This window comes from Acinetobacter sp. YK3 (assembly GCF_001729365.1).
In the GTDB taxonomy this organism is placed as follows: domain Bacteria; phylum Pseudomonadota; class Gammaproteobacteria; order Pseudomonadales; family Moraxellaceae; genus Acinetobacter; species Acinetobacter vivianii.
Genome location: NZ_LZPJ01000028.1, coordinates 1 through 15916 on the forward strand (window position 1 = coordinate 1; position 15916 = coordinate 15916).

16 protein-coding genes are annotated in these 15916 nt (G+C 43.1%); 5 read left to right on the plus strand and 11 right to left on the minus strand.

Annotation, left to right across the window (positions count from 1 at the left end; genetic code table 11):
* Positions 1-52: 52 nt before the first annotated feature.
* On the plus strand, positions 53-1396 hold the full coding sequence (locus A9Z07_RS03400) for a sphingomyelin phosphodiesterase (RefSeq protein ID WP_069576794.1): 1344 nt from the start codon (positions 53-55) through the stop codon (positions 1394-1396).
* Between the two features lie 12 nt (positions 1397-1408).
* Entirely contained in the window at positions 1409-2335 is a 927-nt protein-coding gene (locus tag A9Z07_RS03405) for a lipase secretion chaperone (RefSeq protein ID WP_069576796.1), read from the plus strand.
* A 53-nt stretch (positions 2336-2388) separates the two neighbouring features.
* Here A9Z07_RS03405 and A9Z07_RS03410 read toward each other — a convergent pair whose 3' ends face one another.
* The 6 genes from A9Z07_RS03410 to A9Z07_RS03435 all read right to left on the minus strand — a co-directional run bounded on the left by A9Z07_RS03410 (position 2389) and on the right by A9Z07_RS03435 (position 10852).
* Positions 2389-4347 (minus strand): acetyl/propionyl/methylcrotonyl-CoA carboxylase subunit alpha, encoded by a 1959-nt coding sequence (locus tag A9Z07_RS03410; protein WP_069576798.1) that lies wholly within the window; start codon positions 4345-4347, stop codon positions 2389-2391.
* A 72-nt stretch (positions 4348-4419) separates the two neighbouring features.
* A complete protein-coding gene (locus tag A9Z07_RS03415; protein WP_069576800.1) occupies positions 4420-5253 on the minus strand; it encodes an enoyl-CoA hydratase/isomerase family protein in 834 nt (277 codons plus the stop codon).
* A gap of 10 nt (positions 5254-5263) precedes the next feature.
* On the minus strand, positions 5264-6424 hold the full coding sequence (locus A9Z07_RS03420; protein ID WP_069576802.1) for an acyl-CoA dehydrogenase family protein: 1161 nt from the start codon (positions 6422-6424) through the stop codon (positions 5264-5266).
* Between the two features lie 116 nt (positions 6425-6540).
* The gene (locus A9Z07_RS03425) at positions 6541-8154 is read right to left on the minus strand and encodes an acyl-CoA carboxylase subunit beta (protein ID WP_069576804.1); all 1614 of its coding nucleotides are present in this window, start codon (positions 8152-8154) and stop codon (positions 6541-6543) included.
* A 2-nt stretch (positions 8155-8156) separates the two neighbouring features.
* Complete coding sequence (locus tag A9Z07_RS03430; RefSeq protein ID WP_069576806.1) at positions 8157-9032, minus strand: SDR family oxidoreductase; 876 nt, start codon at positions 9030-9032, stop codon at positions 8157-8159.
* A gap of 14 nt (positions 9033-9046) precedes the next feature.
* Positions 9047-10852, minus strand: coding sequence for an acyclic terpene utilization AtuA family protein (locus A9Z07_RS03435; protein ID WP_069576808.1), 1806 nt, complete (start codon positions 10850-10852; stop codon positions 9047-9049).
* Positions 10853-11047: 195 nt separating this feature from the next.
* Between A9Z07_RS03435 and A9Z07_RS03440 the strand changes: the two genes are divergently transcribed.
* The 3 genes from A9Z07_RS03440 (at position 11048) to A9Z07_RS03450 (ending at position 12621) form a co-directional block, all read left to right on the plus strand.
* On the plus strand, positions 11048-11647 hold the full coding sequence (locus tag A9Z07_RS03440; RefSeq protein WP_005149660.1) for a TetR/AcrR family transcriptional regulator: 600 nt from the start codon (positions 11048-11050) through the stop codon (positions 11645-11647).
* Positions 11644-12153, plus strand: coding sequence for a GNAT family N-acetyltransferase (locus A9Z07_RS03445; protein WP_069576810.1), 510 nt, complete (start codon positions 11644-11646; stop codon positions 12151-12153). Before A9Z07_RS03440 ends, A9Z07_RS03445 begins: the two co-directional genes overlap by 4 nt.
* Positions 12154-12216: 63 nt before the next feature.
* Positions 12217-12621 carry a hypothetical protein gene (locus A9Z07_RS03450; RefSeq protein WP_069576812.1) on the plus strand — a complete coding sequence of 135 codons (405 nt, stop codon included), beginning with the start codon at positions 12217-12219 and terminating at the stop codon, positions 12619-12621.
* A 16-nt stretch (positions 12622-12637) separates the two neighbouring features.
* Here A9Z07_RS03450 and A9Z07_RS03455 read toward each other — a convergent pair whose 3' ends face one another.
* From A9Z07_RS03455 to A9Z07_RS03475, 5 genes are all read right to left on the minus strand, one after another.
* A complete protein-coding gene (locus A9Z07_RS03455; RefSeq protein ID WP_069576814.1) occupies positions 12638-13801 on the minus strand; it encodes an acyl-CoA dehydrogenase family protein in 1164 nt (387 codons plus the stop codon).
* 153 nt (positions 13802-13954) lie between these two features.
* Entirely contained in the window at positions 13955-14518 is a 564-nt protein-coding gene (locus A9Z07_RS03460; RefSeq protein ID WP_069576815.1) for a DUF4256 domain-containing protein, read from the minus strand.
* A 22-nt stretch (positions 14519-14540) separates the two neighbouring features.
* A complete protein-coding gene (locus A9Z07_RS03465; RefSeq protein ID WP_004775676.1) occupies positions 14541-14888 on the minus strand; it encodes a GFA family protein in 348 nt (115 codons plus the stop codon).
* 89 nt (positions 14889-14977) lie between these two features.
* Complete coding sequence (locus A9Z07_RS03470; RefSeq protein WP_005259681.1) at positions 14978-15370, minus strand: DUF2007 domain-containing protein; 393 nt, start codon at positions 15368-15370, stop codon at positions 14978-14980.
* A gap of 54 nt (positions 15371-15424) precedes the next feature.
* The gene (locus tag A9Z07_RS03475) at positions 15425-15766 is read right to left on the minus strand and encodes a hypothetical protein (RefSeq protein WP_081406401.1); all 342 of its coding nucleotides are present in this window, start codon (positions 15764-15766) and stop codon (positions 15425-15427) included.
* Positions 15767-15916: the final 150 nt, after the last annotated feature.

A 15916-nucleotide genomic window follows, 5' to 3' on the forward strand; every position in this document is an offset into this window, starting at 1 on the left:
TAATAATACATCCCGTATTTGTTCAAACAATTAGCACTATGGAGAGAGAAAAATGAAGCTGAAAAGCTTAAAAATCGGCGCAGGGGTTGCGTTGTTTATCTGTGGTTTTTCAAGTCAGCAGGCAATGGCCGATTCCTATGTTTTTGTGACCAATACCACGCCACAAACGGTATCGATACAAGTCAATCAAACTGGCGCCTCACTACAGCAAGGCAATGAATGGGCACAGGAAGCCACACAAATTGCGCCTTACGAAACCAAACGTATTTTACGAATCAACCGTTATACCGGGATCAAATCAGGTAAAACCTATAACTTTGATACCCTAGTGACCAGCGGCAATTCACAAGTGACCTTAAAACAAACCATGACTGGCACTTGGTCTGGCAGCAACATTCAGCACGGGATTCAAACGGCGACCACAACATCCCCTTGGTATTCAGATCGTAATGTTCATCGTATCAATACCACTTATGCAGGCTTATCCGCTCAGGCGGCAGTAAAAGCTGAATATACAGGAGGTTATGATGACTTCCACTACACTATTCATCAAAACACGGTACAAGAGCCTGTTTCAGCCAGTGCCAATGAACTCAAAGTGCTGACCTATAATATTTATGCCCTGCCAATGGTAGCGAGTAAAATCAGTGAACGTTTGACTGAACTTCCGAAGCATCTAAATGGTTACGATGTGATTATGATGCAAGAAGCATTTGCCTCATCGCGTACAGACATGTTGAACCAACTAGCACAACAATATCCGTATCAAACTCATATTCCTGTCGGTTCTGGCTATAACCTGTTTGACAGCGGTCTGGTGATTGTCAGCCGTTATCCAATCGCGAAAACGGCACAATTCATTTATCCAGATTGTACAGGTACCGATTGCTTCGCCGATAAAGGTGTGCTGTATGCTGAAATCATTAAAAATGGTAAGGCTTATCATGTAACTTCAACTCATACCGCCTCATTTGATACCGATGAAGCACGTGCTCTACGCCAAGTTCAGTTCAAACAAATCCGCCAATTGGTCAATCAACAAAATATTCCAAGTTTTGATGCCGTATTGATGGGCGGTGATTTTAATGTAAATAAACTACTTTGGCCGCAAGACTATCAAGATATGTTGAGCAATCTGAATGCCACAGCAGCAACAAGCACAGGCTATACCGCATCGACCTTTGATCCACGTGTGAATAAATTGGCAGGTGCAGCAGGATCAGGTGGTTCAACTGTTGAATATCTGGACTATATCGTGGCATCGAATAACCATCGTCAGCCCACTCAGGCCCGTAATGATGTTCGTATTTTGCGTACTACGGCTGACCCGCTGTACATGACATGGGATCTCTCAGATCACTTCCCAGTGATGGGCCAATTTAATTACAACCCATAAACGGAAGAGGGTATGAATAAAAGACTATTGCTGACAATAATAATTGTTGTCGTGGTCTTGGTTGGGATTGTTGTCTGGAAGAGCACCGCCTCTTCCGCTGCAATCCAGCACACCAGATCCACAGTATCTCAGGATTCATCGACACAGATGAGTGATGACAGCATGCCAAATAAAAGCAAGGATGAAATTTTTCAGGACTCGCTCTTAAAGCAAATCAAGAATTTACAGGAGCAACCTGGCAATATCACTGAGTTTCTCAATGACTTTAAGGCCAACTGTCCTGTATCTGACTGTAATGCTGCTTTGGCAAAAGCCTTAGCCCATTATCCTGATCAGAAGTTTGCACAACTGGTCGCGAATCTACTCAAACGTTTACCTGAGTATGAGCAGCAGATGCAAAGTACGGTGCTATCCACCTCTTTATCACCCAAAGAGCGTTTTGATCGCTTATGGAAACTAAGAGAGCAGACTTTGGGAAAAGCAGAAACCATGCTTGGTTTTGGGCAAGAGCGCAGTTATGCGGAATATCGTTTTGCCTATAATGATTTGGCTCAGAATCAAAAACTCAGCGCTGAACAACGTTTAAAAGCCTTTGAACAATTGCAGCAACAATATCCTGATGCAACTGGGCAGGAAAGCAAGTTCGCGCAATATCAACAAGCGATGAATCTGATCAAACAAGGTCAATACAATCCTGCTGAAATGGACCGCTTAAAGCAACAATTACAACAGCAATATTTAACAGAGCAGGAACGCCAAGAGGTTCAGCAAAGAGAACGACGCGAAGCTCAGCAACAGCAGCAAGTTGATCAATATCAGCAAGCCTTGCAGCAGCTACAACAAGAGATGGAACCATTAAAAGCACAACTTTCAGAGATAGAATGGCAACAGCAGTATCAGAGTCGTTTAGAGAGTCTACGCTTAAAAATGTTCCCCTAAATCGATCGAACCCAAGCGATCGCTGATCGTAAGGGTTCAATCAACGGATTCAGCTAAAGTAATGAAACATTTAATAATTGCTGACGTTTTTTCACCTGCTGTCCAACCTGCCCGATCAATTCCTCGACCACACCATCGACATCAGATTTGATCTGTTGCTGAATTTTCATGGCTTCGAGTACCAATAGGGTTTGTCCTTTTACTACCTGATCGCCGACATTGACCAACAGATTCACAATCGCCCCATCCATCGGTGCTCGGATTTTTCCATCACCAACAACTTCTGCGGCTTCAGGTGCTGCATAGGTCATATTTTCAATCACCACATTGCCATTGCCTACATCTAAATACAGCTGATCTTGATCAAATACATAAGCCAGCTTACGGCGAACGCCATCACAGCAATAAACAATCTCTTCACCATTGATGCTTATAATTTTGATCGTTGCCTGTTGATCACATAATTCAACTTTGACCTGCTGCTGATCATTTTGTACATATAACAATAACTGTTGATCTGCATATTTCAGTTTCAGCGGAAATGGCATGCCAACACCCGTTTGCCAAGCAACGCGCTGCTGATTTTGTTGAGTGAATAGTGCTGCCGCCACTGCAAGTGTTTCAATCTTTAAGCTTTGTTGATGCAGACTCACATCATCCTGAAAATGTTGCTGAATAAATGCGGTGTTGGTATCTCCAGCGACAATTATCGGATGACGTAATAAATTGCTCAGGAATTGTTTATTACTATTCACGCCCAACAAGACACAATCATCAACGGCGCGAGCGAGCAATCGAATCGCATCCTGACGGGTCTTGCCATAAGCAATGACCTTGGCCACCATTGGATCATAGAATGGACTAATTTCACATTGTTCTAACATGCCGTGGTCAATACGGACATTCGGCAACATACCATCAGCACCAGCCGGTTGCCAACGCAGCACTTTCCCTGTTTGTGGCAAGAAATCCTGCCGCGGATCTTCTGCATAAAGACGCACTTCAATCGCATGCCCATTCAGGGTCAGTTCATGTTGCTGCAAAGCTAAAGTTTCACCATTGGCAACACGAAGCTGCCATTCCACCAAATCTAGCCCTGTAATCATTTCCGTGACAGGATGCTCGACCTGCAAACGGGTATTCATTTCCAGAAAATAGAACTCGCCCGATTGATCCAGCAAGAACTCCACTGTACCTGCCCCGACATAGTCACAAGCTTTGGCCGCTGCCACAGCTGCCTCACCCATTTTCTGACGAAGTTCAGGCGTCATCACAGGACAAGGGGCTTCTTCGACCACCTTTTGGTGACGACGCTGGATTGAACAATCACGTTCAAACAAATACACATAATTGCCATGCGTATCACCAAAGACCTGAATCTCGACATGGCGTGGGGCAATCACGGCTTTCTCTAAAATCAGCTCACCTGAACCAAAGGCATTTTCTGCCTCTGAACGTGCTGTTTTTAAGGCATCCAATACATCCGAAGCCTGATGGACCAAGCGCATGCCACGTCCACCACCACCTGCCGAAGCCTTGACCATTAAAGGATAACCAATCTTCTCTGCCTGTTCAGCTAGATAATCAATATCCTGCTGATCACCTTCATAACCGGGCACACAAGGCACGCCTGCCTGAATCATGGCAATTTTAGACAGACGCTTACTGCCCATTAATTCGATCGCAGCCGCTGTTGGTCCAATAAATGTAATACCATGATCAAGACAAGCCTGAGCAAAGTCAGTATTTTCAGACAGGAAACCATAACCAGGATGTACCGCATTCGCACCTGTCTTTTGGCACGCTTCAATAATATTGGCAATCGATAAATAAGATTCTGAAACTTTAGAAGCACCGATATAAACCGCCTCATCTGCCAGCTGGACATGGCGTGCATTGGCATCGGCATCTGAATACACGGCAACCGTTTGATAGCCCATCGCTTTGGCCGTTTGCATGACACGAACGGCGATTTCACCACGGTTTGCCACTAATACTTTTGAAAATTTCATTATTTAATCCCTCAAAGCACCGTATTTATATGGTTTTGACCGATACGGTACGCAAAGTCATACTTTGCTCTTTTACTGCTCAGTCCAGTTTGGCAAACGTTTTTGAATAAAAGCCATCGTTCCTTCTTGTCCTTCTGCACCACCGACTGCTTGTGCAAATTGTTGTGCAGCATCATCCAGCAGAGAAGTTAAAGGTTCATTGAGCGTTCGATGTAATAAAGCTTTGGTGGCACGAGAAGCCAAAGGTGCAGCACGTTTAATCTGTTGAATCGTCTCAGCAAGCTGCTGTTCCAGTTCAGCGTCATTCTGCGCCAACTGATGAATCATCCCTAAATTCAAAGCAGCATGACCATCAAAACGTAAACCTAATAAAGCCAAACGACGCGCTTGAGTCAGACCAATCCGCTTCACCACAAAAGGCGCAATTTGCGCGGGTAAGATACCTAAGCCTGTTTCAGGTAGGCCAAACTGAGCGGTATCACGGCTGATGGCAATATCTGAAACACAAGCCAGACCAAAACCACCACCAAGCACCGCCCCTTCCAGTACAGCAACAACGGTCTGGGGTGCTTGGTCAACCTGTTCGATCATGGCACCAAAACGGCGGTTAAAATCGACGTAGGGTTGCAAACTGCCACTATTTGCAGCTTCAACACGTAAGCTCGCCATATCCTTAATGTCACCACCTGCACAGAAATGCCCGCCCTTACCACGCAGAATGACAGCGCGAATTGATGAATCATCCGCAATCTGGCTAAACACCTGTTGAATGGCAGTGACCATATTCAAGCTCATGGCATTACGGCTTTCAGGACGATTCAGCCATAAGGTCAAAATGCTGCCCTGTTGCTCTAGTTCAATGCTGTCATCAATATTCAAGTCTGTAAGAGAAGTTGAAAACACCATATTCCGTCTCCTAGTTTTTCTGCTTTTTAGGCAGAATATCCATGAGCTTACAAATAATCCCCAACATAATCTCATCTGCACCGCCGCCAATTGAACCTAGACGACCATCACGGAATAGTTGCGACGCTGGGTTATCCCACATAAAACCATTACCGCCCCAATATTGCAGACAGCTATCCGCCACTTCACGGCTTAAACGACCTGCTTTTAGCTTCGCCATTGAGGCCATCATGGTGACATTTTCACCTGCAATATGCTGTTCACATGCTTGATAAGTTAATGCCCGTAAAGCTTCTACTTCGGTCATCAACTCAGCAAAACGGAAATGCACATATTGATTGTTAATTAAGGGCTGACCAAAGGTGGTGCGCTCTTTGGCATAATCAATGGTTTGCTGAATGACTTTTTCCATGCCACCCACCGCATTGGCGCAAGCCCACATCCGTTCTTCTTGGAACTGCATCATTTGCATCATAAAGCCCATGCCTTCTGCACCCACAAGGTTGCGTTGCGGTACACGAACATTATCGAAATAGACCTGTGCAGTGGTGGTTGAACGCATGCCTAATTTATTCAAGGGTTCTGAAAAGCTAATCCCTGCCGTTTTTGCTGGCACAATAATCATGGATTTATTGACGTGTGGCTTATCATCAGAGGTATTGGCAAGTAAACAGAAGAAATCTGCTTGTAATGAGTTGGTGATCCACATCTTGCTGCCGTTAATCACATAGTCGTCGCCATCTTTTTTTGCAGTCGTTTTAATGGCTGCCACATCAGAACCCGCATGCACTTCGGATACCGCAATCGATGCGACATAGTCACCACGAATTGCAGGATTTAAGAACTCATCTCGTAGTTCTTTGCTACCAAAACGAGCAAGCGCTGGCGTTGCCATATCGGTTTGCACGCCAATCGCGAGGGGTACACCTCCACAAGCAGCACGACCTAATTCCTCTGCCACCACAAGGTTATAAGAATAATCAAGTCCTAAACCACCATTTTCTTCAGGCTTGCAAATCCCCAATAAGCCCAAATCCCCCATTTTCTTAAACACATCATGAATCGGAAAACGGCCTGCCTCTTCCCATTCTGGAATAAATGGATTCAATTCATTTTCCACAAACTGGCGTGTGGTACGGCGTAAAGCATCATGTTCTGCGGTAAATTTCATTGTTTTTGTTCCTTAAAATTAATCTCGTAAATCCCTCCCAACCTCCCTTTTCAAAAGGGAGGAGTCCCCCTCTTTTTAAAGAGGCTTACGGAACGATGTTCCTCAGGGGAGATTTTTTAAAATCTCGACACACCAAATCGTGTTGGATTTAACTCACGTTGTTGTGCTTCAAAAATGGTTTGTAATAAGAAAATCAGTACTTTTCGGGTGTCTCTCGGATCGATAATCCCATCGTCATGCAGCATTGCGGTATTGAATAAAGCCGTAGACTGCTGTTCCAGTTTCATTGCTGTACTTTGTTCCAAGAAATCCAGCATCTGCGGATTCGGTTCCATCCCTGATGCTTTCTGTTTACCCTCAGCCACGATACGCAACACCTTACCTGCTTGTGCCGCGCCCATCACTGCCACATGCGAATTGGGCCATGCAAAGATAAATTGTGGCGACAAACTGCGTCCACACATCGCATAGTTGCCTGCCCCATAAGAACCAGCAACCACAATCGAGATTTTTGGCACCGTCGCATTGGCGACTGCCTGAATCAGCTTAGAACCATGCTTGATAATACCGTTCTGCTCTGCATCCGTTCCGACCATAAAACCGGTGGTGTTGTGCAAGAATAAGAGTGGACGTTGGGTCTGTTCACACAGATGAATAAATTGCGCCGTTTTAGCCGCACCTTGCGGGGTAATGGGACCATTATTGGTAATGATGCCAATATGCAAACCACCTATTTTTGCCCAACCGCAAACAGTTAAAGCATCATATTCCTGTTTAAATTCCAGAAAGTCTGAATCATCAATAATCCGTGCAATGATTTCCTTCATATCAAAAGGTTGCTTCGGATCTTGAGGAACAATACCTAACAATTCTTCCGCAGCATAACGTGGTTCTTTATAATTCTGATTCGATTGCGCGGTTTGTTCTTTCCAGTTCAGATGTTCAAAAATCTCACGCGCCAAACGAATACCATCCGCATCATTCTCCGCCAGATATTCCGCCACGCCTGAAACTTGAGTATGCATTTCTGCACCACCCAGCTCTTCTGCCGTTGCAACCTCACCTGTTGCCGCCAATAACAATGGTGGTCCTGCCAGTAACATTTCTGTTTGCTTTCGAACAGCAATCACATAATCTGACAAACCCGGCTGATAAGCACCACCCGCGGTTGCATTACCATGTACCACCGCGACTTGTGGAATTCCTGCGGCAGACAATCGTGCCTGATTGGCAAAGGTCATACCGCCATAGGTAAACACTTCCGCAGCATAGTTCAGATTGGCCCCGCCACTTTCAGTTAAGGTGACCATTGGCAGCTTTTGCTCTAATGCGATCTTTTGCAGGCGGAGGGTTTTATGTACCCCCATCGGTGACATGGTACCACCTTTGATCGCACTATTACTGGCAGAAACCAGCGCACGTACACCACTAACAAAACCAATCCCTGCGATAACCCCACCACCTGCCTCGGAGCCATCTTTATCATCATGCATGTTGTAGCCAACCAAACCACACAGCTCGACAAAAGGTGAATCCGCATCTAATAACAGTCGAATACGCTCATGGGGCAAAATTTTGCCTTTCTTATCAAACTTGGGTTTTGCCGCATAGGACTTATCGATACTTTTTTGCTGCACCGCACGCACTTCAGCCAACTGCGTTAATAACGCCTCTCGATTCTGCTCATATTGCTCACTACCCACTGCAATTTCAGATTGGAGAATGCTCATCTTTATTCTCCATCTGTTTTGAATATGTCAGGAATAAAAGCACGATGGAAACCATTAAAGGCTTCATTATTGGTCGCATCTGCCAATGGGTACATACGCGTGCCTTGTGAAGCAGCCCCATCAATACGGAGTGTTACTCCCGAGATAAAAGCAGCGGCATCGGAGAGTAAATAACAAATCGCAGAAGAAATTTCTGACTCTGTACCCATACGTTTTAACGGCACATTGCTCGCCAAACTTGGAATAATCACTTTGGCAAAATCACCACTATAGTTATCCATGCCTGAAGAAATAATCCAACCTGGTGCAACCGCATTGACACGCACACCTGACTTACCCCATTCAACCGAAGCAGTTTTAGTCAGATTATCTACACCTGAACGTGCTGCCCCCGAATGCCCCATGCCTGGCATTCCACCCCACATATCTGCGGTCATGTTGACAATGCTGCCCCCATGCTTTGCCATCCATTGATTATAAGCTTCACGCATTAGATAAAAGGTTGAATGCAGGTTATTACGGACCACGGCATCAAAACCATTGGCAGAAATATTTTCAAGCGCAGAAGGAAATTGTCCACCTGCGTTATTGACTAAACCATCGAGCTTGCCAAATTTTTCAATAACTTCGGCAATCATGCTTTTGACTTGTTCTTCATCACGGTTATCACAGACGATGAAATGAACTTTGCCGCCATCTTCCAGAATTTCCTGACTGACCTTCTCTAGTTTTTCAACTTTACGTCCCGTGATCACGACTTGCGCACCTAAAGATGCCAATTCATGTGCAGTACAACGGCCAATGCCTGAGCCACCGCCTGTCACGATAATCACTTTGTCAGCAAATGCATCTGTCCTGAAAATTGATTGATAACCCATGTTTACATCCTTACTTATTTTTCTAACAGTCGTGCTGGCACTTTCACCGGCATATCCAATAATTGTTGAGCAAAAGCCTTACCTTGTGGATCGACTCTCAAGCTGGCAATCCCACCACCACCTAAAGCATTTTCCAGCATGAAATTCAGCGCATTCATCTCTGGCAATTCATAACGAATCACCTTTGATTTGTCTGGGTCTAGAACATGCTGCATATACGCGGCAACATTGGCCTCAGTCAGTGCCGCACGAATCCAAGGTAAATATTCCGCTTGACGTGCAATCACCCCAATATTGCTATGATTGCCTTTGTCGCCACTGCGTGCATGTGCCACCTCAATCAAAGGTACTTCAATCTCATCGCCTTGATAGGTTGCCACTTCACCGACAGGATGTAGCACATAATCTTGTGAAGATTGTCCAACGGGAATCTGAACGGGATAACGCTGTCCTGCAAAGTCGACTTCGACTTTCAGTTGATCTTTATCAATCAAAAATGAAAATAATTTCACTACTGCCGATGCTTTAGGACGACCTCCGACAATTCCTGCCAATGCAGGTGCCATGCCTGTTGAGGCTTGAGCAATTTCAGAAGCAAAGAACATACAAGCTTCTTTAAACAGATGTTTGACCGCGATTTTGACCACGACTTCACGGCTGTCTTTGATTCGGGCGTGTGTGCCATAGGTACTTTCAATCCCGAGAATCTCGACTGACTTTTCACTAAACGGAGGGACTGAACGTAGTGCCAAAACGCGTTCACATTTATTCAGAATGGCATCGGCAATCACTTGGGCTTTTTCTGGTGCTTCACGACCAGCAATTAAGAAACTGACCAAGACTCGATAGCCATCGGCATAGGTTGCACTGACTTTATATTGTTGGGTGGGTGCACGACCTGTGGCACCTGTCACCTTAACTCGATGTTCGCCCACCTGTTCTAAATGGACTTGACTAAAATCAGCAATCACATCAGGTAAAAGATAGGCTTGCGGATTGCCAATTTCGTAAACGATCTGTTCTGCTACAGTCGCAGTCGAAACCAACCCACCCGTCCCTTTTGGCTTGGTCACGATGAATGAAGCATCAGCACAGACCTCTACGATTGGAAAGCCCATATTGTCAAAGCCTTGAACCAGACGCCAATCGGTAAAATTTCCACCTGTACATTGCGCACCGCATTCAATCACATGCCCTGCCAATGAACCTTGTGCCAGCTTGTCATAATCCTCAAGTGACCATTTAAACTCGTGCAACAGGGGGGCAAGCACAACTGCTGAATCGACCACACGACCTGTAATCACAATATCTGCACCCAAATCGAGCGCATCGCGAATCGCAACAGCGCCTAAATAGGCATTGCTACTGGCAACATGTGCAGGCAAGGCATCGCCATTGAACATTTCTTGAATATCTTGTTTTAATAATTCGGCATGCTTGGGTAATACTTCATCCCCTAACACCACTGCAACTTTTAAATTTAAGCCCTTTTCATCAATGATTTTTTGAAATGCATCACGGCAAGCCAGTGGATTTACCCCACCCGCATTACTGATTACTTTTATTTTTTTCTCAGCAATTTTATTGATCAGTGGTGCCATCACTCGACTGACAAAATCCAGTGCATAACCATGACTTGGGTCCATCATCATCACCTTTGCCATAATCGACATGGTAATTTCAGACAGATAATCAAAGACCAAATAATCAATATCACTCAAATGCACCAACTGAAATGCAGCGGTGTTGGTATCGCCCCAGAATCCTGATGCACACCCGATTTTGACTACCCTCTGGTCATCCTGTTTGACACTTGTCATGCGCTTTCTCATTGTTATTGCTAAAAACGCATTAACATTACCAAGCAAGTGCTTGGTTTGTAAAGTACATAATGCTATGCTGTATTGGCAAAAATAGTCAAACGCAAGCAACTGCTTGTTATAAAAAGATAAGACAATGCATCAGATGAATTTTGTTACAATGTACCTCAGCTTAAATAGGATAGACGGATAGGCATGATCGCAACTTCAATTGAACAAATCCCCAAAATTGTTTGTTTTGATGACAGTCCACGTGGGCGTTTATTGCAAGGTGCAGCCTATCTCTTTTATAAGCAGGGTTATGATAAAACCACGGTTCGTCAACTCGGTGAGTTTATTGGAATTCAGTCTGGCAGCCTGTTTCATCATTTTAAAAGTAAGGATGAGATTCTGGCGACAGTGATGGAACAAACCATCATTTATAACTTTGCCCGTTTAAAAGAAGCAGCTGAACGTTCAACTGATCCTGAACAGCAATTACGTCATCTTATTAAAGCTGAATTACTCTCCATTGCTGGTGATACAGGTGCAGCTATGGCAGTACTAGTACATGAATGGTTTGCGCTATCAAAGGAAAAACAAGATTACCTTCTGAAAATGCGTAATGAATATGAACAAGTATGGCTAGATGTGATTGAAAAATTACGTGCTCAAGGCAAAGTGAAACATGATGCCTTTATCTGGCGTCGTTTGCTTGGTGGTTCAATTTCTTGGACCGTGACTTGGTATAGACCCGAAGGTAAAGTCAAAATTGATGAATTGACGGACATGGTTTGGGAAATGGCTGTTAAATGAGTGCTATCTATTTACGTAAGCCTCAATTCACTGATTTAGCCGAAATCAAACATGCCTACCAAAATAGTATTTATCTACATCAACCGTGGACCTATCCACCGACTGATTTTAAACACTACCTCGCTCAAGAACATCGTTATTTCGTCTGCTTGAAAGAAAATCATGCCATTGTTGGCACCTTTAATATCTCGAATATTATTCGTGGTTACTTCCATTCTGCTTATTTAGGTTATGAAGCCTTTTATCCTTATGCAGGACAAGGCTACATGCGACAAGGGCTACAACTGGTTTTAAAAGAAGCATTTCAAACACTGAATCTGCATCGACTAGAAGCCAATATCCAACCAGACAATCTGCCCTCTATTCGCCTTGTAACACATGCAGGCTTTGTGAAAGAGGGCTTCTCTCGCCAGTACCTACGAGTGGGCGGCAAAGAATGGAAAGATCATGAACGTTGGGCAATTTTAAATTCGGATTGGACAGATCAGAAATATCAGGCCTTTTAATCGTTGAGATATCTGACGTATTCAGGTAGAAATAAACTGATGCCAATTCTTTAGGCGAAATATATGCAACGCATAATCTTGATTTTACTTTCCAGCCTAATACTGGGTTGTACAGATGATATTGTTAAAACCAAGTTTACAGATTTGCAGCATGCTAAAGCTGAACATGCATTTGAACGTGGTTGGTTACCTCCAATATTACCACCCAGCACAAAAAATATTATTGAAATAAATGACCTAGACCTAAGTAGAGGCCATGGCTCTTTTACTTTTTCGCCAACAGATCTCAACTATTTTAGCGCTCAAGGTGCCATTCCAATTAAAATGAATAATGCGACTCAAGGTAAAAAGAAAGAAATGCAGGATCAGGGATTCCAGTTTTTGGTCTATGCTCAGGGTTCATCGATTTGGTATATCGCAGTTCATCCTGAGGGAAAAGGAGCTTATTGGATTGAATCCATACAATAAGCCCCTAGCGATCAGTTTAATAACCCAACTGCTTACTGATTAAATCCTTCATAATTTCTTCTGCACCACCACCAATCATATTTACCTTCACTTCACGGTAAATACGTTCGGATTTAGTACCTCTCATAAAGCCCATTCCACCTAACGTCTGTACTGCCGCATCTGCACAGAATTGCATGGTTTGAGTAGCAACATTCTTCAGCATACAAATCTGGGCAATTAGTTCACTGCCTTGCAATTCTGGCTTACCCAAGCGATAAGCAGTATCCTCGAGTAAAGCACGGGTTGCAGTCAATCGAGTTGCCATATCTACCAGCTTATGACGCATCACCTGATGATCAACCAACCTCTTGCCAAAGGTTTGACGTTGCTGTGCCCAATCCAGTGCCTCTTCATAGCAAGTCAAAGCAAAGCCATAACTACTCGCAGCAAGGAAAAAACGCTCCATATTGAAGTTATTCATAATCACCAGAAAGCCCATATTTTCAGGGCCTAACAAATTGCTGGCTGGCACTTTAACGTTATCAAAATGCAAATGCGCGGTATCTGATGCCCACCACCCCATTTTGTCCAGTTTCGTTTTGCTGATCCCTTCACTATGTGCATCAATCAACAGCATGGATATACCATTTGCACCTTTGGCATTTGGATCAGTACGAACCGCAACAGAATAATAATCTGCTCGCATCCCTGAGGTGATAAAGGTCTTTTCCCCACTTATCAGAAAATAATCACCATCTCGGACAGCTTTGGTTTTAAGTGCTGCCACATCCGACCCGCCACCAGGCTCCGTAATCGCCAATGCCGAGATTTTTTCACCCGATAAAATCTGAGGCAGTACGTGAGCTTTTATCTCTTCATTTGCAAAATGCTGGATCGGTGGCGCGCCAATCGTATGTGAAAGTAAAGAAGCAGCCAAACCACCCGATGCACATTTTGCCAGCTCAATAGAAGCTAACAAGGTATAAAATGCATCTGTTCCCGCAACCCCGCCATATTGCTCTTCAAATCCTAATCCCAACAAACCAATGTCTGCAGCTTTTTTATAGAGTTCTCTAGGAAAGGTTTCACTTTCATCCCACTCATTGATAAAAGGTGAAATCTCTTTTTCTACAAAGCGTCGGATACTCTTGGAAAACTCAAGATGCTGCTCGTTATAGTACAAAGGATTAAGGTGCATATTCTGCTTCCTAGCAATTATTGATCATTGTTTATTGAATGAGCACTAAAGTAGCAAAACCAGAAAAACCAAGCAAGCGCTTGGCAAAATTAAAAATTAAAAATTAAAAATTAAAAATTAAAAAAACTGCGTAAGTGGGATAAAAAAGTGAAACTATATTTTTAATCGGCCACGAAATCCACGGGTCGCATAATAAGATTGAGCACCATTATGATAGGTAAAAACACGGCCATAACGACTATCACAAAAAATTGCACCACCCAATTTGCGCACCTCTTCCGGCGTTTTGACCCAACTTGAGGTTTTTAAATCAAAATGCTCAACAGACTGTAACTGTCTATATTCTTCTTCTGTTAGCAACTCAATTCCGATAGCCTCTGCCACCTCAACCGCATTATTTTCTGGCTTATGTTCCTTACGCGCATCTAAAGCGGCACGATCATAACAAAGGCTTCTACGCCCTTTTGGTGTTTCCACGACACAATCATAAAAGATAATTTCAGATGATTTTGAATCCAATGAAACTACATCTGGCTCTCCACCCGTATCTTCCATTTGATTAAGGGACCATAACTTTTCTGGCTTCTGCTGCAATCGATCTTCGATATCCGCCCAATTCAAACTCTTATGTCGATGCATATTTTTTTCAAAACGCATCTTTAATATCCCTAATAGTGCTGCAACTTCTGCAAAATCTAACTTTTTATTCTTGGTCATTTTTATACTCTAAATTCTATAATTACACCGAACGGCCATCAAAATGATTGATCTTGATACTTTCCAGATCCAGATTATCAATACAACGGACATTGATCGCACATATCGAAATCCCTTTTGGATCAGTGCCTATCGCGTAGGGGTGAATACCACAGTCCTTGCAGAAATGATGCTCAATCACATGCTTATTAAATTGATAAGTCGCCTGAGCGTCCTCTTCAACAGTAATTTCGACTTCGCTTTTCGGTAAAAACCAGAGCAAAGAGCCTTTTTTCTGGCAAATTGAACAATTACAAGATAATGCTTCAGTCAGTTCACCCTGTGCAATAAAGGTGATTTTTCCGCAATGACAACTTCCTTTATATTCCATCTTTTTTTCCTTTTTAATTTTCTATCTATTTTTACAGGACGCCATGCATAAATTCAAATCTGGTTCTGTTAATCAATGCTTATACAAACTTAAGTCCAGAAATGTTGGCATTGTTGGCACTTGGTTCCATGTTTATATGAAAATAATGGGAAACCCAGCAATAAGAAAACAAAATATGCAGGCCTCTTCCCTTCCGTATAAGGCTTTATATCTGTACTTCCGCAATTAGGACAGCATTCACTTAAACCAAACTCTTGTTCTAATTCCTGACTAAAATCTTGAGCCAGTAATGCTTGTGCCTCTTCCAAATAACTTTCGGGAACTAACAAGCGCACACCACCCAATGCATTGGAATAAAGCCAATCCATATTAATAGTATGTTCATTTTCGATACGGGCAGGAATTTCAGCAGCTTCCAATTGTGTTTTAGCAATTTGTGCTTCGTAGGGAAAAGAATATGTTTCAGCAACAACCCATTGCATAAGAATGCCTAAAAGGAATAAAAATGAATTTTAAACTCTCTCAACTATACATTGTTATGTATTTTCGCTATGAAATTTTTCCCATGCTATCGATTCTATATTGCCAGTCAGTTCATTTGATTCCTCATCAAATAGCCTATACATGATTTGATGCCGACCAATTGATGCACAGCCATCAAGACCGAGTAAGATGGTATACAACGCATCAGTTAAAGCTTCTGAAACAATTTTTTTAGTTAAATGAATCTGTTCATGATTCATACCAGATTTTTCTAATAGACTGATTCGTGATATTTCAGAATCAACAGTAAAGTAACTCTGGATCAGATCAGCTCTTAAAAGTTTAAATTCCTCGACGAATTCTTCTGAAGTCATAGCAAGGTTATTATTGATCATTTAAATTTCATCCTTTTATTATTTTGATTCAACCTATAAAACAATAACATATTCCTCAAGAGATACTATTCAATGTATTTTTTCTCCGCAATAAAAAACACCCCCTCTGCGTTAGCGGAGGGGGTGTTTAGAATTTAAAAGCTGGCGATG